Source organism: Massilia sp. FBCC-B171 (genome assembly GCF_059134155.1).
Genome location: NZ_CP101443.1, coordinates 5,068,764 through 5,095,494, shown reverse-complemented (window position 1 = coordinate 5,095,494; position 26,731 = coordinate 5,068,764). Strand labels below are relative to the sequence as shown.

Below are 26,731 nucleotides of genomic sequence, written 5' to 3'. Positions count from 1 at the left end.
ATGAACCATAAAAAAGCCCGCACCATTTCCGGCGCGGGCTTTTTATAGTAATGCGACTTAAATCGCTTTTGCCAATTCCGCCGCCAGACCCGTGTAATTCGCCGGCGTCATTTGCAGCATCAAGTCTTTCGCTTCCTGCGGCACCGCCAGCGTGCCGATGAATTCGCGCAGCGCTTCTTTGGTGATGCCCTTGCCGCGCGTGAGTTCCTTCAGCTGCTCGTAGGGATTTTCGATGCCATAGCGGCGCATTACCGTCTGCACCGGCTCGGCCAGCACTTCCCAGTTCGCATCCAGGTCCGACTCGAGTTTCGCCGCATTGACTTCCAGCTTGTTCAGGCCGCGCAGGCAGCTGTCGTAGGCCAGCAGGGTGTAGCCGAAGGCGACGCCGATGTTGCGCAGCACGGTCGAATCGGTGAGGTCACGCTGCATGCGCGAGACCGGCAGTTTTTCAGCCATGTGGCGCAGCACGGCATTCGCCAGGCCCAGGTTGCCTTCGGAATTCTCGAAGTCGATCGGGTTGACTTTATGCGGCATGGTCGACGAACCGATCTCGCCGGCTTTCAGCTTCTGCTTGAAATAGCCCAGCGAGACATAGGTCCAGATATCGCGGTTCAAATCGAGCAGGATGGTATTGGCGCGCGCGATGGCGTCGAACATTTCGGCCATGTAGTCGTGCGGTTCGATCTGAATCGTGTACGGATTAAACGTCAGGCCAAGCCGCGACTCGATCACGTCCTTCGAAAACGCCGGCCAGTCGAAGCCGGGATAGGCCGACAGGTGGGCGTTGTAATTGCCGACCGCGCCATTCATCTTGCCCAGCACTTCCACGTCGGCGATGCGTTTCACCGCACGCTGCAGGCGCGCGACCACGTTGGCAAATTCCTTGCCGAGCGTCGTCGGGCTGGCCGTCTGGCCGTGGGTGCGCGAGAGCATCGGCAGCGCCGCGTTGGTGTGGGCGATCTCGGTCAGCTTGGCGATGATGGCGTTCAGCGAAGGCAGCATCACGGTGTCGCGCGCGGCTTTGAGCATCATGCCGTGCGAGGTGTTGTTGATGTCTTCCGAGGTGCAGCCGAAGTGGATGAATTCGCTTGCCGCCACCAGTTCCGGCACGTCCTTGACCTGTTCCTTGAGCCAGTATTCGACCGCCTTCACGTCGTGGTTGGTGACCGCTTCGATTTCCTTGATGCGGGCCGCGTCGGCTTCGTCGAAACCGGCCGCGATGCCATCAAGGTGGGCGCTCGCTTCGCTCGAGAATGGCTTGATCTCGTCGAAGCCCGCCTGTGCCAACGCCTGCAGCCAGGCGATCTCGACCATGACGCGGTGGTGCATGAAGCCGGCTTCGGACAGGATCGGACGCAGTTTGTCGGTCTTGGAAGCGTAGCGGCCATCGAGCGGCGACAGTGCCGACAGGGAAGAAAGTGGGGCGGTAGCGGTCATGGCGGGCGGTCCGTGCAAAAACGCGGATTTTACCACCGCAGCGCATTCGAGGCCTTGTTGCGGGCAGAGCGAAACGGGCCTGCATGGCCGTTTTCGGCAGCCGGGCCGATGTTATACTCTTATTAAATCCCTACTTCGAGCATCTATGAAACTCATCGGTTCGAACACCAGCCCCTATGTGCGCAAGGTCCGCGTCGTGATGGCGGAAAAGAAGCTCGACTACTCCTTCGAGCTCGACAACGTGTGGAGCGCCGAGACCCAGGTGCACCAGTCCAACCCCCTGGGCAAGGTGCCTTGCCTGGTCATGGAAGACGGCAGCGCCCTCTACGACTCGCGCGTGATCGCCGAATACCTCGACACCCTCACCCCCGTGTGCAAGCTGTTGCCGGCCAATGGCAACGGGCGCGACCGCGCCGATGTCAAAGTGTGGGAAGCGCTGGCCGACGGCGTGCTCGATGCCGCCATTCTGGTGCGCCTGGAAAAGACCCTGCGCCCGCAAGAGCAGCAGAGCCCGCAGTGGATGGCGCGCCAGCTGGGCAAGGTGCATGCGGGCCTCGCCGTCATGTCGGAAAAACTCGGCGAGCAGGCTTTTTGCATGGGCAAGGCCTACACGCTGGCGGACGTCGCCGTCGGCTGCACGCTCGGCTGGATGAGCTTCCGCTTCCCCGACATCGACTGGCGCGGCGACTATCCGAACCTGGCGAAGCTGCTCGATAAACTGAGCGAACGCCCCTCCTTCCGCGACACCGCGCCCTTCGAAGCATGAGCTGGCCGAACAGTACCGGCGCGACCATCGTCTTCGGCGAAGCCCTGGTCGACGATTTCGCCACCGAGCAGGTCGTCGGCGGCGCGCCCTTCAACGTCGCGCGCCACCTGGCCGCCTTCATGGCGCCGCAACTGATGATCACGCGCGTCGGCAACGACCGCAACGGCGAAACCATCGAGGGCGAATTCGAGCGCTTCGCCATGGCGCGCGCCGGCCTGCAGCGCGACACGATCGAAGAGACCGGCCGCGTCATCGTCGAACGCGGCCCGAACGGCCACCGCTTCGTCATCGTGCCGAACCAGGCCTACGACTACATCGCCCGCGAAGAAGCGCTGGCGGCCACGAAGACTTTCGAGGCCGGCGCCTTCTATTTCGGCACCCTGGCCCAGCGCGGCGAGCGTTCGCGCAGCACCCTCAAGGCGCTGCTGTCAAGCACGAGCGGCACGCGCTTCCTCGACGTGAACATGCGCGACGGCCAGGTCGATGAGCGCATCATCTCCGACTCGCTGCACGCGGCCGACATCGCCAAGGTCAACGAGGACGAGCTGCAGGCGCTGTTCGGCTGGTACTTCCAGCTTGGGCCCAACGACCCGCCGATGGCTGCCGCCGAAACCCGCTCGGCCTGCGCCGCGCTGCTGCAGATGTTCGGGCTCCAGGCGCTGATCGTCACGCTCGGCCACCGCGGCTCGGTGTATTTCGGCGCGGGCGGCGTCACGATCGACACGCGCGACACGCCGTCGCCCGCCTTCGTCATCGACACCGTCGGGGCAGGGGATGCGTTCTCGGCGATCTTCCTGCTGGGCCGCGCGCGCGGCTGGGAGCTGGAACTGACGCTGGCGCGCGCCAACGAATTCGCCGGCGCGATCTGCGCGATTCCCGGCGCCGTGCCGCGCGACCTGGGGTTTTACGATCAGTGGATGACGCGCTGGCGGTAATTCAAGGAAGGACGTAGGGCGGGCCTCGGCGGCCCCGTGGTCTCCCCGCCCACGCGTTCAACGAACCTTCGATAAAACGCGCCTTTCGATATCGACCCGTGCGTTGAACGCGTGGGCGGGAGACCCGCCCACCCTACAATCCGTAGCTGGCACCCGCCCCCATCAGCGTCGCCATCCCCAACCCCATAAAGATCACCGCCGCGATCCCGTGCACCAGCCCCAGCGGAATCCGGTTCGCAATCCGCTCCCCGAACAGCACCGCCGGTACGTTCGCAATCATCATGCCCAGCGTGGTGCCGGCCACCACCATCGCCATCTCGGCATAGCGCGCGGCCAGGGCCACGGTGGCCACCTGCGTCTTGTCGCCCATCTCGGCCAGGAAAAAGGCGAGCAGCGTCGTCATGAACACGCCGAACTTGGCGAGCGAGGCTTCGCTCTCGTCGATACGGTCCGGGACCATGACCCAGATCGCCATGCCGAGGAAGGACAGGCCGAGCACCCAGCGCATCACGGCGGGGCCCAGCAGTTCGCTCACCAGCGCGCCAACGGCGGCGGCAAAGGCGTGGTTCAGGAGCGTGGCGACGAAGATGCCGAGGATGATCGGCAGCGGGCGGCGGAAGCGGGCGGCGAGCAGGAAGGCGAGGAGCTGCGTCTTGTCGCCGATTTCAGCGAGGGCGACGATGCCGGTTGCGACAAGAAAGGCATCCATGGGGAGCAGCGGACGAGGCAGAAGAAAGCGGAGCGCGGATCATAGCAGAGTCGCTGTCGCGTTCGCGTCAATACGCCCTGCGCAGGCGCGCTTTCCCGGCTCTTCTTTAAGTGCTATTCTTCTCGCGCCTTCCGCTCAGCCTTCAAGACACACATGCACACCAGCTTCCTCCTGCGCGCCACTGCCTGCGCACTTCTCGGCTTGCACGGCGCCGCCGCTTTTGCACTCGACCCGCTCAGCTATGCCAATTACGACCAGGTCAAAACACGCGCCCTGCACCTCGACCTGAAAGCCGACTTCACGAAGAAGACGCTGGCCGGCCACGCCGAACTGACCCTCGACTGGCTCGACAAAGACGCGCGCCGCCTCGACCTCGACACGCGCGAACTGGCCATTTCGAAGATCGAAGCGCAAGACGCGCGCGGACGCTGGACGCCCGTTAAATACACGCTGGACAAATTCGACGAAGAGAAGGGCCAGGCCCTGCACGTCAATCTGCCGACCCAGGCGCCGAAGGTGCGCATCTTTTACCGCACCGCCCCCAGCGCCAGCGCCCTGCAGTGGCTGACGCCTGCGCAGACCCTGTCGGGCAAGCGTCCCTTCATGTTCAGCCAGTCGCAGTCGATCAACGCGCGCTCCTGGGCGCCGGTGCAGGACACGCCTTCGGTACGCTTCACTTACACGGCGCGCATCGAGGCGCCCGCCGGCCTGCGCGTGGTCATGAGCGCCGACAACGATCCCAAGGCGACCGGGAAGGGCGGCTGGAAGTTCAACATGCCGCAGCCGATTCCCTCTTACCTGCTGGCGATCGGCATCGGCGAACTCGAGGCGCGCACGCTGGGCGGACGCACCGGCGTCTACGCCGAACCGAAGCGCATCGAGGCCGCCGCCTATGAGCTGGCCGATACCGAGAAGATGGTGGAAGCCGCCGAATCGCTCTACGGCCCGTATCGCTGGGGGCGCTACGACATGCTGGTGCTGCCGCCTTCGTTCCCGATCGGCGGCATGGAAAACCCGCGCCTGACCTTCCTGACGCCCACCATGATTGCGGGCGACCGCAGCCTGGTCGACCTGATCGCGCACGAGCTGGCGCACAGCTGGTCGGGCAACCTGGTCACCAACGCCTCCTGGAAGCACTGGTGGCTGAACGAAGGTTTTACGACCTATGTGACGACGCGCATCCTGGAAAAGCTGTACGGCGAAGAGGTCGCGACCATGAACCTGCAGCTCGAGCAGGAAGAGGCGATCGAATCCTTGAAGGACCTGCCCTTGGCGAAGCAGGCGCTGCTCACGCGCGACGCGGATACCTCCTCAAACAGCTACACCGACGAAGGCCTGGCTTATCCGAAGGGCGCCTGGCTGCTGCGCACCCTGGAAGAGCGTGCCGGACGCGCTGCGTTCGATCCTTTCCTGCGCGGCTGGTTCGACGGCCACGCCTTCCAGAGCGTGACGACCGAGCAGTTCGTGGCCTACCTGCGCACGAACCTGCTGGCAAAGAATCCGCAGGTGATGAGCGAGGCGGAACTCGACGAATGGCTGTACGGCCCGGGCATCCCGGCCAGTGCAAAATATGCGAAGTCGCAGCGTTTGGTGGCCCTGGACGCGACCACCGCTGCCTGGCTCAAGGGCGAGCTGGCCACGGCGCAGCTTGATACCAAGGGCTGGACCGCGCTCGAGTGGATGAAGTTCTTGAACGACATCGACAACAAGGCCGACGCCGCGCGCCTGAAGGAGCTCGACGCCGCCTTCGCGCTGGCCAAAAGCAGCAACAACGAAGTCGCCTTCCGCTTCTACCGCGCCGCCGCCCATGCCGGCTACCGCGAGGTTCGCCCGCAGATGCAGGCTTTCCTGATGAGCGTGGGCCGCAAGAAGTTCGTGGTGCCGCTGTACACGGCGCTGCGTGCAAATAGCGCCGACCGCGCATGGGCGGAAACCGTCTACAAGGCGGCGCGCAATCGCTATCACCCCGAGACGCAAGTCGGTGTCGACAAGGCGATGAAGTCGAAATAAACACCAGGGCCGGGAGACGGCCAGACCAGCAAAGGAACCAGAAAGTGCACCACATGAAACGCATTGCAGCCGCGATCCTGATCGCGTTTTCCGCCACCGGCGCGTATGCCCAGGCGCCGACCGTAGCAAGCCCTGCACCGGCCGCAGCATCGGCCTTCGATCTGGAGCAGGACGTCAACCGCGTCATGAAAGCCTTCGACGTGCCGGGCATCGCGATCGCCGTCGTCAAGGATGGCAAAGTGGTCGCCGCGCGCGGCTTCGGCGTCCGTAAGCTCGGCGCGCCGGCGAAGGTCGATGGCCAGACCCTGTTCGAGATCGCCTCCAACTCGAAAGCCTTCACCGCTGCCGCGCTGGCGATGCTGGTCGACGAAGGCAAGCTGAAATGGGACGACCCGGTCGTGAAACACCTGCCGGACTTCCAGATGTACGACGCCTATGTCACGCGCGAGATGACGGTGCGCGACCTGCTGACCCACCGCAGCGGCCTGGGTCTGGGCGCGGGCGACCTGCTGTGGTGGCCGACGACGAACTTCAGCACTGACGAAATCATCGAGCGCCTGCGCTTCGTGAAGCCGGCGACGAGTTTCCGCAACAGCTATGCCTACGACAACCTGCTCTACATCGTGGCCGGCAAGATCATCGCGCAAAAATCCGGCAAGTCCTGGGGCGACACGGTGCGCGAGCGCATCCTCAAGCCGGTCGGCATGAACACGACCACCACCAGCCTGGCGGAAAACGCGGGCAACGCGAACGCCTCGCATGCGCACAGCAAGATCAACGACAAGATCGCGGCGGTGAAGTCGATGCCGGTCGATAACGCGGTCGGCGCGGTGGGCATCAACACGAGTGCCGAAGACATCGCGCGCTGGATGAAGGTGCTGCTCGACGGCGGGCGCATCGAGGGAGCGAAGGGCGCGGACGGCAAGGAGCTGCGCTTGTGGAGCGAAGCGCAGTCGCGCGAGATGTGGACCGCGCAGACACCGATGAAGATCAGCACGCCGAAGGGTCCGCTGGCGGCGACCAAGCCGAACTTCTACGCCTACGGCCTGGGCTTCCAGCTGCGCGACTACAAGGGCCAGCTGGTCGCCATGCACGGCGGCGCGCTGCAGGGCTTCTATTCACGCGTGCTCTTGGTGCCGGAGTCGAAACTGGGCGTGGCCATCCTGACCAACGCCGAAAGCGGCGGCGCCCTGAGCGCGCTGCAATACCGCCTGCTCGACCAGTACATGACGGGCAGCGCGCCGACCGACTGGATCAAGGCCATCGCCGACCTCGAGGACGAAGCGCACGCGAAGGAACTGGCGCGCCTGAAGGGCGCCTCGACCACCCGCGTGGCCAGCTCCAAGCCTTCGCTGGCACTCGCCGCCTACGAAGGCCAGTACACCGACCCGTGGTATGGCGCGATGAACATCAAGCGTGTCGGGGCGAAGATGATCCTGTCGTTTACCCGCACGCCGGACCTGACCGGCGAAATGGAACACTTCCAGCACGACACCTTCATCGTGCGCTGGAAAGAGCGTAACTTCAACGCCGACGCCTACGTCACCTTCGCGCTGGACCATGACGGCAGCATCGAGCATGTGAAAATGAAGGCGGTGTCCACCGAGACCGACTTCAGCTACGACTTCCACGACCTGCTGTTCACGCCGGTGAAGCCGCCGAAAGCGAAGCAGTAAAAGAAACGGGCCGCATCAAGCGGCCCGTTTTTTATTGACGACGCTTACTGTTTCACGAACTTGAGCGTCATGCGGTCGCTTTCTCCGATCGCCAGGTACTTCTCGCGGTCCTTGTCTTTATTCGCCAGCACCGGCGGCAGCGTCCACACGCCTTTTTCGTGATCCGCCTTGTCCTTCGGATTGGCGTTCACTTCCGACTTCGCCGCCAGCTTGAAACCTGCGCTCTCGGCCAGCTTGATGACATAGGCTTCGTGCACATAGCCGCTCGAGGCCTTCTCGTCCTGCTTCATCGACACCGGCAAACGGTGGTCGACCACGCCCAGTACGCCGCCCGGTTTCAGGACTTTATGGATTTCCTTGAAGGTCGTCTTCAGGGCCGCCTCGCCGTCGCCGACCCAGTTGTGCAGGTTGCGGAAGGTGAGGACCATGTCGGCGCTGCCTGCCGGCGCGATCTCGTAGCGGCTTGGAGGCTCGAACACGCTCATGACCGCCTTGCCGTACAGCCCAGGATTGGCGTCGAGCTTGGTGCGCAGGGCCATCGCGCCTTTTTTCTCGGGCGCTTGTCCGGCGGCGATGTACTTGCCCTTGTCGCGCAGGTAGGGCGCGAGGATCTCGGTGTACCAGCCGCCGCCCGGCACCAGTTCCACTACCGTCATGGTCGGCTTGATGCCGAAGAAGCTCAAGGTCTCGTACGGATGGCGCGCGCCGTCGCGGGCGGCGTTGGTGGCGCGGTGCTCGCCGGCGATGACGGCCTTCAGGGCGTCGTCGGCCTGCACGGCGCCGGCGGCGCTCGCGGCCAGCAGGGCGGCCAGTATCAGTCGTTTCATAAGTCGATCTCTCCGTAGTCCGTGGGTGTCGAATGGTCCCGGCTGTGCGGGACCGCCGCGCCGATGATCGAACAAGCACCCCGGCGCGTCAAGCGAATCCGGGGGGCTGTCCCGCATATGCACTGTCCGCACGGTGTCCGCAGCGGACACGCGGACAGTGCCTGGACAGCCGTTATGCAGTCTAAAAGGAGCCGGCACACGGGCCATGCCGGCAGGGCGGGCCTGGTATGAAGATTGCCTGTTCAAACGCTTTGGTTGCTGATAATGTTGGACGGTTTGCCATGTGGCTGGCTCGCGATGGCATCAGGAACTGACCATATACATATATGCGGCTGCGCCGCCCCCGAAGCAGGTTGAATTCAGGAGACACAATGGAACGTCGTACCTTTCTCAACATCAGCACCCTGGCCTTTGGCTCGATGCTCATCCCCGTCGCCGGGCGAGCGATCGCCGCCGAGGAATTGATGAGCCCCATGGCCGTCGCGGCCAAGAAAGCGCTGGCCGACACGGCGCTGAACGCCGCCACCAAGGCCGGCGCCAGCTACTGCGACGTGCGCATCGGGCGCTACCTGAACCAGTTCGTCACCACCCGTGACCTGAATGTCGAGAACGTCGTCAATACGGAATCGGCCGGCGTCGGCGTGCGCGTGATCTGCAACGGCGCCTACGGCTTCGCCGCCACCTCCGACATGACGCCGGACGGCATCGCCAACGCGGCGCGCCAGGCCGTCGCCATCGCCAAGGCCAACGCCAAGCTGCAGTCCGAACCGGTGCAGCTCGCACCAGTCAAGGGCGTGGGCGAAGTGAGCTGGGCGACGCCCTACAAGAAGGACTGGCGCACGGTCCCGATCAAGGACAAGGCCGAATTGCTCATCGCCGCAAACAAGGCCGGCATGGACAACGGCGCCAACTTCATGCAGTCGATGCTGTTCCAGGTGAACCAGCAAAAATATTTTGCGTCGACCGACGGCTCCTACATCGACCAGGACCTGCATCGCCTGTGGGCGCCCTTCAACGCCACCGCGGTCGACAAGGCCAGCGGCAAATTCCGTTCGCGTAACGGGCTCGGCTCGCCAGTGGGCATGGGCTACGAATACCTGGACGCGCGTCCGGAGCACAAGATCAAGGCCGCCGGCGGCGTCGCCACGCTCTACAGCGATTCCTACGACATGATCGAGGACGCGCGCGCCGCCGGCCGCGACGCCAAGCGCAAACTGACCGCCAAATCGGTCACGCCGGGCAAATACGACCTGATGCTCTCGCCGGAACACCTGTTCCTGACCATCCACGAATCGGTCGGCCACCCGACGGAACTGGACCGCGTGCTCGGCTACGAGGCCAACTACGCGGGCACCAGCTTCGCCACGCTCGACAAATGGCAATCGAAGAATTTCAAGTACGGCGCGCCGATCGTCAACATCGTGGCCGACAAGACCAAACCGGGTTCGCTGGGCGCGGTCGGCTTCGACGACGAAGGCGTGCGCTGCAAGGAGTGGAACATCATCAAGGACGGCATCCTGGTCAACTACCAGGCCACGCGCGACCAGGCCCACATCATCGGCGAGAAGGAGTCGCATGGCTGCTCCTACGCCGACTCGTGGAGTAACGTGCAGTTCCAGCGCATGCCGAACGTGTCGCTCGCGGCGGGCACGAAGAAGCTGAGCCCGGACGAGATGGTCAAGGGGATCAAGAAGGGCATTTATATCGTCGGCGACGGCTCGTTCTCGATCGACCAGCAGCGCTACAACTTCCAGTTCGGCGGCCAGCTGTTCTACGAAATCAAGGACGGCAAGATCGGGCAGATGCTCGAGGACGTCGCCTACCAGGCCAACACCCAGGAATTCTGGACGGCCTGCGCCGGCATCTGCGACGAACGCGACTGGCGCATGGGCGGTTCCTTCTTCGACGGCAAAGGACAGCCGCCGCAGATCAGCATTGTCTCGCACGGTTCCTCGACCGCGCGCTTCAACGGCATCAACGTGATCAACACTGCCCGCAAGATCGGCTAAGGACTCCTCATGACCATCCTGACCCAGGAACAAACCAAACGCATCTGCGACCGCGTGCTGTCGCTCTCGAAAGCCGACGAATGCATCGTCAGCATCGGCGGTGAACGCAACGGCAACATCCGCTTCGCGCGCAACGCCGTCTCCACCGCCGGCCTGACCGACGACACCACGCTCACCGTGCGCGTCGCCTTCGGCAAGCGCCAGGGCACCGCCAGCATCAACGAGTTCGACGACAAGTCGCTGGAAAAAGCCGTGCGCCGCGCCGAGGACCTGGCGCGCCTGGCGCCGGAAAACCCGGAGTTCATGCCGGCCGTCGCCAAGCAGCAGTACAAGGCCTCGAATACCTTTGTCCAGAAGACCGCCGACATCGACCCCGAGATCCGCGCCCAGGCCGCCGCCTACGCGATCGAGGCCTGCCGCAAGAAGGGCCTGGTCAGCGCCGGCTTCCTGAGCGACTCGACCTCGTTCCAGACGGTGGCCAATTCGAACGGCGTGTTCGGCCACCAGGCCCTGACTTCGCTCGACTTCACCTGCACCATCCGCACCGAAGACGGGCGCGGTTCGGGCTGGGTGCGGCGCTCGGCGCGCGACCTGGCGCGTTTCGATCCGCGCGAAGCGGCCGACGTCGCCATCGAAAAGGCGCTGCGCTCGGTCGACGCCAAGGCGCTCGAACCAGGCCGCTACACCGTCATCCTGGAGCCGGCCGCCACCAGCGACCTGATGAACTACATGATGAACGGCTTCGATGCGCGCCGCTCCGACGAGGGCCGCAGTTTCCTCTCCAAGCAGGGCGGCTTGAACCGCGTCGGCGACAAGCTGTTCGATAGCCAGGTCAACATCTGGTCCGATCCGTGGGACCCGCTGGTGCCGGTGCTGCCGTGGGACGCCACCATGCTGCCGCGCGAGCGCCAGCACTGGATCAAGGATGGCCGAGTGGCCGATCTCGAGTACTCGCAGTACTGGGCCAAGCAGAAGAACAAGCGCGCCATCGGCAGCGCCGGCAACTTCATCATGGCCGGCACCGACAAGACGACCGAAGCGCTGATCGCCAGCACCAAGAAGGGCGTGCTCGTCACCCGTACCTGGTACATCCGCATGGTCGACCCGCAATCGGTGGCCCTGACCGGCCTGACGCGCGACGGCACCTTCTATGTCGAGAACGGCAAGATCAAGCACCCGATTAAAAACTTCCGCTTCAACGAGAGCCCGGTGTCGATGCTCAACAATATCGAAGAGATCGGCAAGCCGGTGGTGCTCGGTGGCGACGAGGGACCGAACCCGATGGTGGTGCCGGCGATGAAGGTCAGGGATTTTAATTTCACGTCCTTGTCGGACGCAGTCTAAGAGATATACCCGTAGGGTGGGCGGGTCTCCCGCCCACGCGTTCAACGCACGCTCGCATGTCGAAACACGTGTCTGGGTGACCAAATTATTGTTGAACGCGTGGGCGGAGAATCCGCCCACGCTACGGGTCACGGCATACCGCGCGGATGATTTAACCGCGCAATGGAGACACAATGGAACGACGTAGCTTCTTGAAAATCGGCGCCGGCACGGCGGGCGCCATGGTCATTCCGGTGTTCGGCAACGCGATCGCCGCCGAAGACCTGCTCAGCCCCATGGCTGTCGCCTTCAAAAAATCCCTGGCCGACGCCGCCCTGAACGCCGCCACCGGCGCGGGCGCGTCCTATTGCGACGTGCGCATCGGCCGCTACCTGAACCAGTTCATCACGACGCGCGACCTGAACGTCGAGAACATCACGAATACCGAGTCGACCGGCGTCGGCGTACGCGTGATCGCCGGCGGCGCCTACGGTTTTGCCGCCACCAACACCATGACCCCGGATGCGATCGCCGCCGCGGCGCGCCAGGCAGTCGCGATCGCCAAGGCCAACGCCAGGCTGCAGCTCGAACCGGTGCAGCTGGCGCCGGTGAAGGGCGTGGGCGAGGTGGCCTGGGCCACGCCGATCAAGAAGGACTGGCGCGCGGTGCCGGTGAAGGACAAGGCCGAGATGCTGATCGCCGCAAACAAAGCCGGCCTGGAAGCGGGCGCCAGCTTCATGACGGCGAACCTCTTCCAGATCAACCAGCAAAAGTACTTTGCCTCGACCGACGGCTCCTACATCGACCAGGACATCCACCGCCTGTGGGCGCCGATCAACGCCACCGCCGTCGACAAGGCGAGCGGCAAGTTCCGCTCGCGCGGCGGTCTCGGTGCGCCCGTCAGCATGGGCTACGAATACTTCGACGTGGCAGCAGGGGGCAAGGTGAAAGCCGCCGGCGGCGTCACCACGCTCTATACCAAGTCCTACGACGTCGTCGAAGACGCGCGCCTGGCCGGCAAGCAGGCACGCGAAAAGCTCTCCGCCAAATCCGTCGAGCCGGGCAAGTACGACCTGGTGCTGGCGCCGGAACACCTCTTCCTCACCATCCACGAAGCGGTCGGCCACCCGACGGAGCTGGACCGCGTGCTCGGCTACGAAGCCAACTACGCCGGCACCAGCTTCGCCACGCTCGACAAGTGGGAGTCTAAAAAATTCAAGTTCGGCGCCGAGCGCGTGAATTTCATTGCCGACCGCACCAACCCGGGATCGCTGGGCCTGATCGGCTATGACGACGAGGGCGTGCGCGCCAAGGAGTGGGACATCATCCGCAACGGCGTGCTGGTGAACTACCAGGCCACGCGCGACCAGGCCCACATCATCGGGGAGAAGGAATCGCACGGCTGCTCGTATGCCGATTCCTGGAGCAGCGTCCAGTTCCAGCGCATGCCGAACGTGTCGCTGGCGCCTGGTAAAGCACGCTTGAGCCCGGACGAGATGGTCAAGGACGTCAAGAAGGGCATTTATATCGTCGGCCGCGGCTCGTACTCGATCGACCAGCAGCGCTACAACTTCCAGTTCGGCGGCACGCTGTTCTACGAAATCAAGAACGGCAAGATCACGAATCCCCTGGAAGACGTGGCCTACCAGTCGAACACCCAGGAATTCTGGAATGCCTGCAGCGCCATTTGCGACGAGCGAGACTGGCGCATGGGCGGCTCCTTCTTCGACGGCAAGGGCCAGCCGAGCCAGGTCAGCGCGGTCTCGCATGGCTCGAGCACGGCGCGCTTCAACGGCATCAATGTGATCAACACCGCACGCAAGATCGCTTAGGGTATAGACGAGGAAAAACATGAAACAGCTGAACCAGGAAGAAGCCAAACGCATCTGCGAACGCGTCATCAAATTCTCGAAGGCCGACGAGTGCAGCGTGTCGATCGACGGCAAGCGCGAGGGCAATGTGCGCTTCGCGCGCAACAGCATCTCGACCGCGGGCCTGAACGAGAACATGACCTTGAGCGTGCGCGTCGCGTTCGGCAAGAAGGCCGGCATCGCCCAGTTGAACGAGTTCGACGACAAGTCGCTGGAAAAGGCGGTGCGTCGCGCCGAAGAGCTGGCGCGCCTGGCGCCGGAAAACCCGGAATTCATGCCCGCCATCGGCAAGCAGGATTTTAAAGCCACGCCCACCTTCGTGCGGGCGACTGCCGACATCGATCCGGAATACCGCGCCCAGGTCGCAGCCTACAGCATCGAGGCAGCAAAGAAGGCGGGGCTGGTCGCGGCCGGCTTCTTCAATGACGGCAAGCGCTTCGAGGCCATCGCGAATTCGAACGGGGTGTTCGGCTTCCAGGAACTCACCGATCTCGCCTATACCTGCACCGTGCGCACCGAAGACGGGCGCGGTTCGGGCTGGGTGACGCGCTCGGCCACCGACGCCAACCGCTTCGACGCGCGTGAAGCGGCCGGCGTGGCAATCGAAAAGGCGCTGCGTTCGGTGGAGGCGAAGGCGCTGGAGCCGGGCCGCTACACGGTGATCCTGGAACCGGCGGCAACCTCCGAAGTGCTGGGCAATATGTTCAGCAGTTTCGACGCGCGCGACGCCGACGAGGGCCGCAGTTTTCTTACCAAAGCCGGCGGCAAGAACCGCCTGGGCGACAAGCTGTTCGACGAGAAGATCAACGTCTGGGCTGACCCGTGGAATCCGGACGTGCCGGTCGCACCCTGGGACGGCCAGACCATGCAAGCACGCCAGCGCACCGACATCATCAAGAACGGCCGCATTGCATCGCTCGACTATTCGCGCTACTGGGCGCAGAAGAAGGGCGTGGCCGCTACCGCCGGCCACGGCAACATGATCATGGCAGGCGGCACGAAATCGCTGGAGGAGCTGATCGCTTCGACCAAGAAGGGTGTGGTCGTCACGCGCACCTGGTACATCCGCATGGTCGATCCGCAGTCGCTGCTGCTGACGGGCCTCACGCGCGACGGCACCTTCTATGTCGAGAACGGCAAGATCAAATACCCGATCAAGAATTTCCGCTTCAACGAGAGCCCGGTGACGATCCTGAACAATGTCGATGAACTCGGCAAGCCGCAGGTCATTGGCGGCGATGAAGTGCCTTACCAGATGGTGCTGCCGCCGATGAAGGTGCGCGACTTTAACTTCACGTCCTTGTCCGACGCGGTGTAAATGGCGCGGTATGACTTTTACTTCACCCGCCTGCTGTACGAGTCGGGTGACTGGGATGTGGACATCCGCATGCCCAGCAATGTGCTCAATTCGCTCGTCGAGTACACGACCTTGCGCGTGGACCCGGCCGAGCGGATGATCGCGCTAAGCGATCCGAAGGTGCTCGAAGCGCCGTTCTGCTACCTGGCCGGCCACAAGCTGGTGCAGTTTACGCCTGCCGAACGCAAGAACTTCGAGCGCTACGTGCGCGGCGGCGGCTTCGTCTTCGTCGACGACTGCAACCACGACGTCGACGGCCTGTTCGCCAAAAGTTTCGAGGCCGAGATGGCGAAGATCTTCGGCGGCTCGGCATTACGAAAAATCCCGAACAACCATCCGGTGTATTCGAGCTTTTTCAAATTCGACGGCCCGCCCAACACCTCGGTGGAACTGAACGGTTGGGGCGACGACCTGGTACACGAATACCTGAAAGCCATCGAGATAGGCGGGCGCGTGCGCGTGCTGTACTCGAACAAGGATTACGGCTGCGAGTGGGATTACGACTTTCGCAATAAACGTTTTCTGGCAGTGGACAATACCCGCTTTGCGGTGAACATCATTCAATACGCGTTGGGAGCATGAAGTGGCAGAGCAAGATGCAGCAGCCTGGAGCGAGTCGGAAGTAGCCGATTTGGTGGCAAAAGTAGCGGCGCTCAAACACAGCATGGCGCGCGTGATCATCGGCCAGGAAGACGTGGTCGACCTGCTCGTGACCTGCCTGCTGGCCGGCGGCCACGCGCTGGTCGAAGGCGTGCCGGGCCTGGGTAAAACCCTGCTGGTGAAATCGCTGGCGCAGGCGACCGACATGCAGTTCCGGCGCGTGCAGTTCACGCCCGACCTGATGCCCTCGGATATCGTCGGCACCGAGATCCTGGAAGAAGACGCTGCCACGCGCCAGCGCTCCTTCCGCTTCCAGCCGGGCCCGGTGTTCACGCAAGTGCTGCTGGCCGACGAGATCAACCGCGCGCCGCCCAAGACCCAATCGGCACTGCTGGAAGCGATGCAGGAGAGGTCCGTGACCTTTGCCGGCCTCACCCACATGCTGCCGCGCCCCTTCTTCGTGCTCGCCACGCAAAACCCGATCGAGCAGGCCGGCACCTATCCGCTGCCCGAGGCCCAGCTCGATCGCTTCCTGCTGCGCATCGACGTCGCCTATCCGAGCGAAGACGAAGAAGTCATGATGGTCTCGAAGACCACGCACGCCGGCCTGGGCGACGCCGAACCGGTGATGGACCTGCAAAGCCTGTTGCGCCTGCAGCAGCTGGTGCGCGACATTGCGATTGGCGAGCACCTGCTGCGTTACGCGACGCGCCTGGTACGCGCGACCCGTCCGCAGGAGTCGACGGTGGCGGCGGTGAAAAAACACGTCGGTTGGGGCGCGGGGCCGCGTGCCGGCCAGGCGCTGGTGCTGGCGGCCAAGGCGCGTGCGCTGATGGCCGGGCGCCTTGCCGTCACGCGCGAGGACATCGCGGCCATGCTGCTGCCGGTACTGGCGCACCGCGTGCTGCGCAATTTCGAAGCCGAAGCCGATGGCGTGGCCATGGCCGACATCCTGAAGGCGATTCGCGCCGAGATCCGGGTCGAGTAGTTGGCTTTGGTTAGCTCCGCGCTGCTCGCGCACACCACCGACCTCGAGCTCGTCATCCGGCATGTGCTGGCGGGCCTGGGGCAGGGCGTGCACGCCGGCCGCGAACGCGGCGCCGGCGTCGAGTTCTCCGAGTACCGGGCCTATGCGCCCGGGGACGAATGGCGCCGCGTCGACTGGAAGCTGCTGGCGCGCGCCGACCGCTATTACGTGCGCGAGGCCGAGCGCGACAGCCATGTGGCGGTCTGGCTGCTGCTCGACGCCAGCGCCTCGATGGCCGAACCGAGCCGCAGCATCGCGGCCCTCGACAAGCGGGCCTATGCGCGCACGCTGCTGGCCTGCATCGCCGCCATCGCACAGCGCCAGGGCGACGCCTTCGGACTGGCGGTGTTGTCCGCTGGCCGGGTCCAGTTCCTGCCGGCCGCGCGCGGGCCACGCCAGCTGCAGCGCGTGCTGGCAAAGCTGAAAAAGGTACAGGCCGAGGGCGAGCTGCCCGATGCCGATGTGCTGCGCACCGGCCTGCGCTTCACGCAATCGCCTTCCCTCATCTTTGCCGCTTCCGATTTCCTCGACTGGCCGTCTTCCCTGTCGGAGGCACTGGTACGCCTGCGCCACATGCGCCATGACGTGCGCGCCGCCTGCCTGCAGACCGAGGCCGAGTGCGAGGGCAGTTTCGACAGCAAGCCGGCCTACCGCGACCCCGAGCGCGACACGGCCGTGTTTCGCTTCGGCGCCGACCTGCGCGAGGCGTATTTGCGCAATCGCGAGGCGCATTTCTCGCAAGTGAGTGCGGCCCTGCGCGCGAGCGACGTGCTGCAGGTGGCCGCCCGCATCGAGCAGGCGCCAGGCGACGTGCTGCGCGAATGGCTGCGTCCGAGGGGCCGCCGATGAACAGCCTCTGGTGGCTGGCGCTGCCGACCCTGCTGCTGCCGATCTGGTGGCATCGCAAGAAGCGCGTGCAAGTGGAGGCCGAGCCGCTCGCCAGCGCGCGCTTCCTGCCGCGCACGGAGCCGAGGCAGATGCGCGTCTGGCGCTGGTCCGACATCCTGTTGTTGATGGTGCGCTGCCTGCTGCTGGCCTGCGCCATCGCCTGGCTGGCCGATCCGGTGTTCCCGTGGCGCGGCGATACGGTCGTGGTTGCACAGGGAACCGATGCGCAGTGGGCCGAGCGCGAAGCGAAGGCGGCCGGCTTTGTGGAAGCGGCGCGCATGCCGCTGCCGGCCGGCGCAGCGCTGGCCTGGATCCGCGCCCACGAGCGCGAGTTCAAACCCGCCGCACGGCTGCTGGTGCTGGGCGATATTCCGATGCCGGCTGTGCAGCCGGAGTTCCGGCGTCCGGTCGTGCTGCGCAGCGTCGCACAACCGGCGCCGCGCCTTGACGCCCGGGTGGCGATCGTCAGCACACGGCCCGAAAAATGGCGCCGCATGTTCGCAGCGCTCGACGGTCCGTTGCGCGTAGTCGTCGACGATGCACCGGGACCGAAGACCGAATTGATCGTCTGGGACATGCCCGACGCTCCACCGGCAACCATGCGTGCGCCGCTCTGGTGGACGACCGACGCCGGCGCCTTCACGGAACTGGCGCAATCGAAGGCGATCGGCGGTATCCGCTACGCCGACGGCGCCCGTGGCCGCATCTGGGCCTCGAACGCCTGGCCGCCGGCCGACCCAAGCGCCGCACGCACCCTGCTCGAGACCTGGCGCGCGCTGCACTATGCGCCCGTTCCCTACACCGCGCCCGCGCAGACGTTTGCGGCTTCGAATACTGCCGCGCGCAGCGCCCCCAGTGGCGCCTTGCGCACCATGTTGATGTGGGCGCTGATCGCCCTGTTTGCGCTCGAGAGGATCATGACCCATGCACGGCGACGCTGATATCGTGCGGCGCCTGTGGCGTGCGGCCCTGCTGCGGCGTTTGCCGCTGTGGGTGCTGGGCATGCTGCCCTGGCTGACGCTGCGTCTCTTGCCGGGTTTGCTCGCCTGGGGCGCCTGGTGCCTGTGGGATGCGGCGCGCCTGCGCCAGCAGGTCGCGCGCGGCTGGACCAGTTGGCTCGACGCGGCCGTGCCGGGCATGGAGGACAGCAGCGCACTGCTGGTCGAAGCGGACACGCCGCTGGCCGCGCTGCAGCGCAGCCGCCTGCTGGCGCGCCTCGATGCTGCGCTGGACAAACCAGCCATCAAGCGCACGGTGCACCCGCAGGTCGGCACCGGCCTGGGCTGGCTGCTGCCCTGGCTGGCGCTGGCAGCGATTGCCTGGTTCTCCGGACAGCAGAGCGCTGTCCCCGCCCGCGCTGCGGCGCCCGCCATCCAGGCAGCCGGGGCGCCGCTCATCCCGCAACTGAGCGTCACCGCCACGCCGCCAAGCTACACGGGCGCGGCCCGCACCGCCGGCGCCCCGCGCGACATCAGCCTGCCCGAAGGCGGCCTGCTGTCCTGGTGCTTGACGAATCCCGAGGCCGGCGAGACCACGCTGGAACTGAGCGACGGCCGCACGCTGAAGGTGAATGAACAATGCGCGACGCTCGTTGCCAGTGAATCGCTGTTCTGGCGCTGGCGCGGGGTGCGCTACACGGTGAAGGTGACGCCGGACGCGCCGCCGGTCATCACGGTCTCGAAGCCGGCCCAGATGATCCAGGAACTGAACATTAACGCCACCAGCGCCGCCATGGCGCTCTCGGTACAGGACGACTACCGGGTGCAGCGCGCCACCCTGCACCTGACCCTGGCGCGCGGCAGCGGCGAGAACATCAAGTTCCTTGAGCGCGAAATGCCGCTGCCTGCCTCGAACAATCCGCGCCTGCGCAACTGGGCGAAAACCTGGACCCTCGCGGAGCTGGGCATGGAGCCGGGCGACGAGCTCTACTTCTTCGTGCGCGCGCTCGACAATGCGGCGCGCCCGCACGCGGTGCAGTCGCCGACCTACACGCTGCGCCTGCCGGCGCTTGAGGTGGAGGACAGCGAGGAGACGGCGGCCATGCCGATGCTGGTCAAACCCCAGAGCCTGCGCAGCCAGCGCCAGATCATCATCGACACCGAACAGCTGGTCGCCGACATGAAGTCGACCCGCATGAGCGCGGCGCTGGTGCGCGAGCGCAGCGAATCGATCGCTGCCGACCAGGGCCAGCTGCGGCGCCGCTATGGCCAGTTCCTGGGCGAAGAGTCAAGCCTGTTCGGCGGCGAGGAGCAAGACGACCACGCCGAGGAAGAAGGCGGAAAGATGGATGTGCTGCACCAGTTCGGCCATGCCCACGACGAAGCGGAGAACGCGACCCTGTACGACGAGGGCACGAAGAAAATCCTGCGCCGCGCCCTGGTGGCGATGTGGGATGCCGAAAAATCCCTGCGTGCGATTACCCCGAAATCGGCGCTCGCGCCCGAGTACAAGGCGCTGGCCGCGATCAAGGAGCTGCAGCAGGCCGACCGCATCTACCTGCACAAGACCGCGTTCGTGCCGCCACCGATCAGGGAAGAACTGCGCATGACGGGCGATGTCGTCGGTGCGGCCAGCTATGCGAGGGAGCAGGGCGGGGCGGACGAAGCGATTCCGCTTCAGTTGCGCGAGCTGGTGGCGGCGCTCTCGGGCGAGGCCGCGCTGCCGGCCCTGTGGACGCGCACCGCCCACGACTGGGTGCGCGCGCGCCTGAAGGATGACGAACAGCGCCTGGCTGCACAGCGCGCGGTCCAGGACGTGGCGGACGGCTGCCTGCGCTGCCGTCCCGCGCTGCGTGCCTGGCTGCGCGCCGGTATCGAACAGGCGCCGGTGCTGCTGCAGGCGCAACCGGTCACCAGCACGCCGTTCACGCGTGCCTGGCGTGCAGGAGACGGCAAATGATGCTTGCGATTGTCCTCATCGGCGCGGCCAGCGTGCTGCTTTACCTGTGGCGGCGCCGCTTCCTCGACGCGCTGCTGGCGCTGGCGGCCACTGTGGCGCTGGCGCTGCTGGCCTCGAATCTCGCCATGCCGGGCGAATCCGGCAGCACGCTGGCGATCGATGCGGGAAACCGTCCGCTGTCGCTCGACGGCGTGCGCAGCCTGAGCCTGAAGGGAGATGGTTTGCGCGCCGCGCAGTGGCAAGACCTGCCGGCCCGGCCGCTGTCCTGGACGGTCCCGGAAACTGAGACACTGCGTCTCGATTTTCCGCGCCGGCTGGCGCTCGGGCGCCTGTTCGCGCTGACCGTGCGCCGTGGCGGGGACATGCCCGGCCGCCTGCAGCTGCTGGCCGAGAATGGCCAGGTGCTGGCCGAGACGCGCGGCAAGGGCGACCTGACCGTGTCCTGGCTGCCGCCGCTGGCCGAGACGCTGCTGCTTAAAGCGCGCCTGCTGGACGACAGGGACACGCTGCTGGCCGAAGGGCCGCTGCCGGTGGTCGTCAGCGACACGCGGCCCCTGTCGGTGCGCGGGCGCTTTAGTGCGCCCTCGTTCGACATCCGGGTGCTGAACGATGTACTGGTCCAGAGCCGCGCCCTGGTCGACTGGCAGGTCACGCTCGGCAAAACGGTCACCCGCAGCGAAAGCGCCCGCGACAAGGTCGAACAACCCGATTTGGTGGTGGTGGACGCCGGCTGGTTCGAGCGCGCGCAGGCACCCGCACGCGCGGCCTTGCTGGCGCAGGTGAAGGCGGGCGCCTCCCTGCTGGTGCTGGGCGCGAACGCGAACGATGCCGGCGTCTGGTCGCGCAGTGTGGAGTTGCCGCTGCAAGCCCAGTCTGCCGACAAGCTCACCGGCGGCCCGCTGCCGCTGCCGGTGGCGCCCCTCAACCCGGCTACGCGCCAGGCCGGCGCCTGGAGCGGCAACGACGCCGGCGTCTGGGCGCGCCAGTGGGGGCAGGGTCGCATCGGCTGGCTCGGCGCGGCGGACTGGCACCGCCTGGCGATCAGTGAGCCGCGCGCGCTGGCCTTGTGGTGGCAGGAGGTGCTCGACACGGTGCGCATCGAACGCAGTGAAGACGTCGAATGGCTGGCGCCGCGCGAGATGCCGCTCCCCGGCCAGCGCCTGGAAGTGTGCGCACGCGGCGTGCGCGGCAAGGTGCGTTTCCCGGAGCTGGGACAGACCCTGGAATGGCAGCGCCGCAGCGACCGGGTCGATGCGTCCTGCGTCGCCGTCTGGCCGCGTGCGTCAGGCTGGCTGCGGATCGAGCCACAGGTTGCGAAACCGGCCAGCACCCAACTCTATGTGCATGCGCCCTCCGACTGGCCCCTGTGGCAAGCCGCCGAGCGCCGCGAGGCGACCGCGCACTATGCGGCGCGCACCCCGGCGCCGGCGACAATCACCCAACGCACGCTGCCGCAATGGCCGTTCGCGGTGCTGTTCGCGCTCGCGATGCTCGCGCTATGGTGGCGCGAACGGCGCTGAATGACCTGACGAAGAAAAAGGAAGCACGCACATGAGCGCCAGCGCGAACGACGCCTATTTCAATCTCAAGGAACAGCTGCGCAGCCTTGACGAGGACGAAGCGGTTGCGCTGGCGTGCAGTTTGATCGATCAACAGTGCGGCGAACTCGATGCCCAGTATCTGAAGCTGGTGGTCACCTCGACCGGGAGTGCTTCCCAAGACCTCACCCGTGACTATGCAGTACGCGGCAGCCCCGCCGCACAACTAGTGCTTGGCACCGCCCTGCTGCACGGGCACTTCATGGACAAGGACGCCACGCAAGGCCTGTTCTGGCTGCGCCGCGCGCACAACAACGGAAATTCGAAAGCGAGCATCGTGCTGTGTGGCGCCTATCTCGACGGAAAATCCCTGATACGGGATGCCACGAAGGCCGTCCATTACATCGTCGATGCCGCGCATGCCGGCGATCCTGCCGCGCAGTATGTGTACGCCATTCTCCTGATTGATGGCGATGGAACCGCGCAGGATGAAGAGCAAGCCATATTCTGGCTGCGGCAATCCGCCGGGCGATGTTACGAAAAATCCATCCAGCTCTTGCGTGAAAACGAGCTTCCCCTGGCGGACGAGTAAGCAGCAGGGCAGGCGGTGAATCAGGACCTACACTGCACCTCCATCTGCACAGCCAAAAATTCTGATTGCCCTCTCCGCGCAAATTGCTATACTAATGTCAGTCATCAGACGACTGACGACGAAAAGCAGATAAAACAGGCCAGGAGACAAGAATGAACGCTAAGAAACTGTTGTTGGGACTTGCAGTCGGGATGTCGGTCGCGCTGGGCGCGCAAGCGGCCTATCCTGAAAAACCGATCACCGTCGTCGTGCCCTTCCCGGCGGGCGGCTCGACCGATGCGATCGCCCGCGCGATCGGTCCCAAGATCGTGGCCCGCTTCGGCCAGCCGTGGATCGTCGACAACCGCCCCGGCGCGACCGGCGCCATCGGCGCGTCGATGGTCAAGCGCGCAGCGCCCGACGGCTACACCATCATGGTCGCGTCGATCGGCGTCTACGCCATGAACCCGTGGCTGCAGAAGGGCCTGACCTACGATCCGTCGAAGGACTTCGACCTGCTGACGGTGGCCGTGCGCGCGCCGAACGTGCTGGTCGCCAATCCGAACGTGCCGGTCAACACGGTGCAGGAACTGATCGCCCACCTGAAGAAAAACCCAGGCAAGACCTCGTTCGCTTCCTCGGGCAACGGCAGCTCGGACCACCTGACCTCCGAACTGTTCTGGCAGAAGAGCGGCACCAGCGGCCTGCACGTGCCGTACAAGGGCGGCGCGCCGGCCATGACCGACCTGCTCGGCGGCCAGACCGACGTCGCCTTCTTCAACATCAACGCGGCGCTCCCTTACATCAAGGCCGGCAAGCTGAAGGTGCTGGCCGTCACCGGCGAACAGCGCGCGGCGATCCTGCCGAAGGTGCCGACCCTGGCCGAAGCGGGCATCGCCGGCGTCGACATCTATTCGTGGCAAGCCATCGCAGCGCCGAAGGGCCTGCCGAAGGACGTCAAAGCCAAGCTGCACGGCGCCATCGTGGCCGCGCTGAACGAGCCGGACATCAAGGCCAAGCTGGTCGAGCAGGGTTTCGAGGTCGTCGCCAACGCGCCGGAGCAGTTCGAGAAATTCCAGCTGGCCGAATCGGCGCGCTGGAAGAACGTGATCGAAGTGGGCAAGATCACTGCTGACTGAGCCCCTGCATAGCGCGGGCATTCCAGCTAGACTAGGGGCATGACCCGCGACGCCGCTCCGCCCGATTCACCGCCGCCGCAACCTGCGCCGGCGCCGGGCGCGGTCTCGCTTTCGCCCTTTGCGCCGCTCGCCATTCCCGCCTACCGCAAGCTGTGGACGATCTGGCTGGCGGCCAACGTCAGCATGTGGATGAACGACGTGGCGGCGGCCTGGATGATGACCTCGCTGAACACCTCGCCGCTGTGGGTGGCGCTGGTGCAGACCGCCTCCACGCTGCCGATGTTCCTGCTCGGCCTGCCGAGCGGCGCCATGGCCGACATCCTCGACCGGCGCCGTTATTTCATCGCCACCCAGTGCTGGGTCGCCGCCGTCGCACTGCTGCTCTGCCTTGCGGTGCTGACGGACGTCATCACGCCGCCGCTGCTGCTGGCGCTCACCGCCGCCAACGGCATCGGCCTGGCGATGCGCTTTCCCGTCTTTGCCGCCCTGGTGCCCGAGCTGGTGCCGCGTGCCCAGCTGCCGACCGCGCTCGCGCTCAACGGCGTGGCCATGAATTCCTCGCGCATCGCCGGCCCCTTGATCGCCGGTGCGCTCATCGCCAGTGCCGGCAGCGTCTGGGTCTTCGTGCTCAACGCGCTGCTGTCGGTGTGGTCGGCCGTGATGCTGATGCGCTGGCGGCGCGAACACGTGCCCAGCGCCCTCGGGCGCGAGCGGCTGCGCAGCGCGATCCGGGTCGGCATCGGCTTCGTGCGCCAGTCCGGACGCGTGAAGCTGACGCTGGTGCGCACCATCGTTTTTTATTTCAGTTCTATTTCGATCCTGGCGCTGCTGCCGCTGGTGGCGCGCGGCTACGCCGGCGGCGCTGCGAGCACCTTCACGCTGCTGCTGGCCAGCATGGGCGCCGGTTCGCTGCTGGGCGCCCTGGTCCTGCCGCGGCTGCGCATGCGCCTGCGCCTGACCAACGACGCACTGGTGCTGTGCGGCGCGCTGCTGCTGGGGGCCTGCGTGGCGACTGTCGCACTGGCCGCTTCGCTGTGGCTCGCCTTGCCGGCGATGTTCCTGGCCGGGATGGGCTGGCTGATCGCGGCCAATGCGCTGACGGTCTCGGTCCAGCTGGCGCTGCCCGACTGGGTGCGGGCACGCGGCATGTCGATCTTTCAAATGGCGATGATGGGCGCCAGTGCCGCGGGCGCCGCGGCCTGGGGCCAGCTCGCCACCAGCGCCGATATCCGGACCAGTCTCCTGGTGTCGGCCACCAGCACCGTGATCGGCATGCTGCTGGTGCATTGGCTGGGGGACGACCGCAGCATCGAAGAAGACTTCACGCCCTCGAAGGAACTCAAGGCGCCGGTGGCCGCGGCGCCGCCGCGTCCCGGCAAGTTGCAGGTGATGATCGAATTCCAGATCGATCCGGCGCGCGCCGCCGAGTTCCATGCGGTGATGCAGGAGAGCCGGCGTACCCGCTTGCGCCAGGGCGCGCTCGCCTGGGAACTGCTGCATGACGCCTCCGACCCGGGGCGCTATATCGAATGCATCGTCGACGAATCGTGGACCGAGCACCTGCGCCGTTTCGACCGCGTCAGCCGCGCCGACGTCGCCCTGCGCGACCGCAAGTTCGCCTACCACCTCGGTCCCGACGCGCCACGTGTGACGCGCTATTTCATCGATCCCGCCTGAAACGAAAGCGCCGCCTGGAGGTTGCATTCCCCTTCATCCCACCTTATACTCAAGTCGTGTTGTACGACGACTGATAACTAACGGAGACATGAGATGGCCGACATCAACCAGCAAGCAGGGCGCCAGGGCGCACCCGTCGTCACCGGGATGCGCGTCGTGCCGGTCGCGGGACGCGACGGCATGCTGCTCAACCTGAGCGGCGCGCACGCGCCTTATTTCACCCGCAACATCGTGCTCCTGACCGACAGCGCCGGCAATACCGGCGTGGGCGAGGTGCCTGGCGGCGAACCGATCCGGCAGACGCTGGAAGACGCGCGCGAACTCATCGTCGGCCAGTCGATCGGCAACTACCAGGGCGTGCTGAACACGATGCGCGCCGCCTTCGCCGACCGCGATGCGGGCGGACGCGGCCTGCAGACGTTTGATCTGCGCATTGCGGTGCACGCCGTCACGGCGGTGGAGTCGGCGCTGCTCGACCTGCTCGGCAAATTCCTCGGCGTGCCGGTCTGCGCGCTGCTGGGCGAAGGGCAGCAGCGCACCCACGTCGAGATGCTGGGCTACCTGTTCTATGTGGGCGACAGCAAGCTCACCAACCTGGACTACGCCAGCGAGCCCGAACAGGCCGACGACTGGCTGCGCGTGCGCCACGAAAAGGCGATGACGCCGGAGGGCGTCGTGCGCCTGGCCGAAGCGGCCTATGCGCGCTACGGTTTCAAGGATTTCAAATTGAAGGGCGGCGTGTTCCAGGGCGACGAAGAGATCGAAGCGGTGACGGCCCTGGCCGAGCGCTTCCCGGATGCGCGCGTCACGCTCGACCCGAACGGCGCCTGGTCGCTGGCCGAGGCGATCCGCCTGTGCCGCGGCAAGGACCATATCCTGGCCTATGCGGAAGACCCGTGCGGCGCCGAGAACGGCTATTCGGGCCGCGAAGTCATGGCCGAGTTCCGCCGCGCCACCGGCCTTGAAACGGCGACCAACATGATCGCGACCGACTGGCGCCAGATGGGCCATGCGATCCAGCTGCAGTCGGTCGACATTCCGCTGGCCGACCCACATTTCTGGACTATGGCCGGTTCCGTGCGCGTGGCGCAGATGTGCAAGGACTGGGGCCTGACCTGGGGCTCGCACTCGAACAACCACTTCGACATTTCGCTGGCCATGTTCACCCAGGTTGGCGCCGCCGCCCCGGGCAAGATCACCGCGCTCGACACCCACTGGATCTGGCAGGACGGCCAGCGCCTGACGCAGGAGCCGCTGCAGATCGTCGACGGCATGATCGAGGTGCCGGCCAAGCCGGGCCTCGGCGTCGATATCGACATGGAGGCGCTCGAGGCTGCGCACCAGCTTTACCTCAGCAAGGGCCTGGGCGTGCGCGACGATGCGCAGGCGATGCAGTTCATTTTCCCGGGCTGGAAGTTCGATAACAAGCGGCCGAGTTTCGTGCGCTGATTCGGGCTGCATGGCTGAATGAAA

General features: G+C 65.5%; 21 protein-coding genes. 18 read left to right on the top strand and 3 right to left on the bottom strand.

Features of this window, described 5'->3' with window-relative positions:
* Positions 1-57 precede the first annotated feature (57 nt).
* A complete protein-coding gene (gene purB / locus NMB41_RS23090) occupies positions 58-1,437 on the bottom strand; it encodes an adenylosuccinate lyase (RefSeq protein ID WP_494380085.1) in 1,380 nt (459 codons plus the stop codon).
* Positions 1,438-1,582: 145 nt separating this feature from the next.
* Between purB and NMB41_RS23085 the strand changes: the two genes are divergently transcribed.
* Complete coding sequence (locus NMB41_RS23085) at positions 1,583-2,203, top strand: glutathione S-transferase N-terminal domain-containing protein (protein WP_494380084.1); 621 nt, start codon at positions 1,583-1,585, stop codon at positions 2,201-2,203.
* Positions 2,200-3,138: a PfkB family carbohydrate kinase gene (locus tag NMB41_RS23080; protein WP_494380083.1), complete on the top strand. Its 939-nt coding sequence runs from the start codon at positions 2,200-2,202 to the stop codon at positions 3,136-3,138. Before NMB41_RS23085 ends, NMB41_RS23080 begins: the two co-directional genes overlap by 4 nt.
* Positions 3,139-3,271: 133 nt before the next feature.
* On the opposite strand, the gene NMB41_RS23075 is transcribed toward NMB41_RS23080, so the two are convergent.
* Positions 3,272-3,847, bottom strand: coding sequence for a TMEM165/GDT1 family protein (locus NMB41_RS23075; RefSeq protein ID WP_494380082.1), 576 nt, complete (start codon positions 3,845-3,847; stop codon positions 3,272-3,274).
* A gap of 153 nt (positions 3,848-4,000) precedes the next feature.
* Between NMB41_RS23075 and NMB41_RS23070 the strand changes: the two genes are divergently transcribed.
* Together NMB41_RS23070 and NMB41_RS23065 are read left to right on the top strand one after the other, a co-directional pair.
* Positions 4,001-5,857, top strand: a complete 1,857-nt coding sequence (locus tag NMB41_RS23070) for a M1 family metallopeptidase (protein ID WP_494380081.1) — start codon at positions 4,001-4,003, stop codon at positions 5,855-5,857.
* A gap of 53 nt (positions 5,858-5,910) precedes the next feature.
* On the top strand, positions 5,911-7,533 hold the full coding sequence (locus tag NMB41_RS23065) for a serine hydrolase (protein WP_494380080.1): 1,623 nt from the start codon (positions 5,911-5,913) through the stop codon (positions 7,531-7,533).
* Between the two features lie 44 nt (positions 7,534-7,577).
* Here the strand turns inward: NMB41_RS23065 and NMB41_RS23060 are convergent, their stop codons facing one another.
* A complete protein-coding gene (locus NMB41_RS23060) occupies positions 7,578-8,360 on the bottom strand; it encodes a class I SAM-dependent methyltransferase (RefSeq protein WP_494380079.1) in 783 nt (260 codons plus the stop codon).
* Positions 8,361-8,731: 371 nt separating this feature from the next.
* Here NMB41_RS23060 and NMB41_RS23055 point away from each other — a divergent pair, with 371 nt between their 5' ends.
* The 14 genes from NMB41_RS23055 to gudD all read left to right on the top strand — a co-directional run bounded on the left by NMB41_RS23055 (position 8,732) and on the right by gudD (position 26,707).
* A complete protein-coding gene (locus NMB41_RS23055) occupies positions 8,732-10,369 on the top strand; it encodes a TldD/PmbA family protein (RefSeq protein ID WP_494380078.1) in 1,638 nt (545 codons plus the stop codon).
* Between the two features lie 9 nt (positions 10,370-10,378).
* A complete protein-coding gene (locus tag NMB41_RS23050; protein WP_494380077.1) occupies positions 10,379-11,713 on the top strand; it encodes a TldD/PmbA family protein in 1,335 nt (444 codons plus the stop codon).
* Positions 11,714-11,886: 173 nt separating this feature from the next.
* On the top strand, positions 11,887-13,524 hold the full coding sequence (locus NMB41_RS23045; protein WP_494380076.1) for a TldD/PmbA family protein: 1,638 nt from the start codon (positions 11,887-11,889) through the stop codon (positions 13,522-13,524).
* A 19-nt stretch (positions 13,525-13,543) separates the two neighbouring features.
* Positions 13,544-14,881 (top strand): TldD/PmbA family protein, encoded by a 1,338-nt coding sequence (locus tag NMB41_RS23040; RefSeq protein WP_494380075.1) that lies wholly within the window; start codon positions 13,544-13,546, stop codon positions 14,879-14,881.
* The gene (locus NMB41_RS23035) at positions 14,882-15,502 is read left to right on the top strand and encodes a DUF4159 domain-containing protein (RefSeq protein WP_379724321.1); all 621 of its coding nucleotides are present in this window, start codon (positions 14,882-14,884) and stop codon (positions 15,500-15,502) included. It abuts the gene before it with no gap.
* A 1-nt stretch (position 15,503) separates the two neighbouring features.
* Positions 15,504-16,508: an AAA family ATPase gene (locus NMB41_RS23030; protein WP_494380074.1), complete on the top strand. Its 1,005-nt coding sequence runs from the start codon at positions 15,504-15,506 to the stop codon at positions 16,506-16,508.
* Positions 16,509-16,514: 6 nt separating this feature from the next.
* The gene (locus tag NMB41_RS23025) at positions 16,515-17,396 is read left to right on the top strand and encodes a DUF58 domain-containing protein (protein WP_494380073.1); all 882 of its coding nucleotides are present in this window, start codon (positions 16,515-16,517) and stop codon (positions 17,394-17,396) included.
* Entirely contained in the window at positions 17,393-18,376 is a 984-nt protein-coding gene (locus NMB41_RS23020; RefSeq protein ID WP_494380072.1) for a BatA domain-containing protein, read from the top strand. The genes NMB41_RS23025 and NMB41_RS23020 overlap by 4 nt, the downstream gene beginning before the upstream one ends.
* Positions 18,360-20,333: a hypothetical protein gene (locus tag NMB41_RS23015; protein WP_494380071.1), complete on the top strand. Its 1,974-nt coding sequence runs from the start codon at positions 18,360-18,362 to the stop codon at positions 20,331-20,333. The genes NMB41_RS23020 and NMB41_RS23015 overlap by 17 nt, the downstream gene beginning before the upstream one ends.
* Positions 20,330-21,853 carry a hypothetical protein gene (locus tag NMB41_RS23010; RefSeq protein WP_494380070.1) on the top strand — a complete coding sequence of 508 codons (1,524 nt, stop codon included), beginning with the start codon at positions 20,330-20,332 and terminating at the stop codon, positions 21,851-21,853. Before NMB41_RS23015 ends, NMB41_RS23010 begins: the two co-directional genes overlap by 4 nt.
* A 31-nt stretch (positions 21,854-21,884) precedes the next feature.
* The gene (locus tag NMB41_RS23005) at positions 21,885-22,463 is read left to right on the top strand and encodes a tetratricopeptide repeat protein (protein ID WP_494380069.1); all 579 of its coding nucleotides are present in this window, start codon (positions 21,885-21,887) and stop codon (positions 22,461-22,463) included.
* A 152-nt stretch (positions 22,464-22,615) separates the two neighbouring features.
* Positions 22,616-23,581: a Bug family tripartite tricarboxylate transporter substrate binding protein gene (locus tag NMB41_RS23000; protein ID WP_494380068.1), complete on the top strand. Its 966-nt coding sequence runs from the start codon at positions 22,616-22,618 to the stop codon at positions 23,579-23,581.
* 39 nt (positions 23,582-23,620) lie between these two features.
* A complete protein-coding gene (locus NMB41_RS22995) occupies positions 23,621-25,258 on the top strand; it encodes an MFS transporter (protein WP_494380067.1) in 1,638 nt (545 codons plus the stop codon).
* Between the two features lie 93 nt (positions 25,259-25,351).
* Positions 25,352-26,707, top strand: a complete 1,356-nt coding sequence (gene gudD / locus NMB41_RS22990) for a glucarate dehydratase (protein ID WP_494380066.1) — start codon at positions 25,352-25,354, stop codon at positions 26,705-26,707.
* The last annotated feature ends 24 nt before the right edge of the window (positions 26,708-26,731 follow it).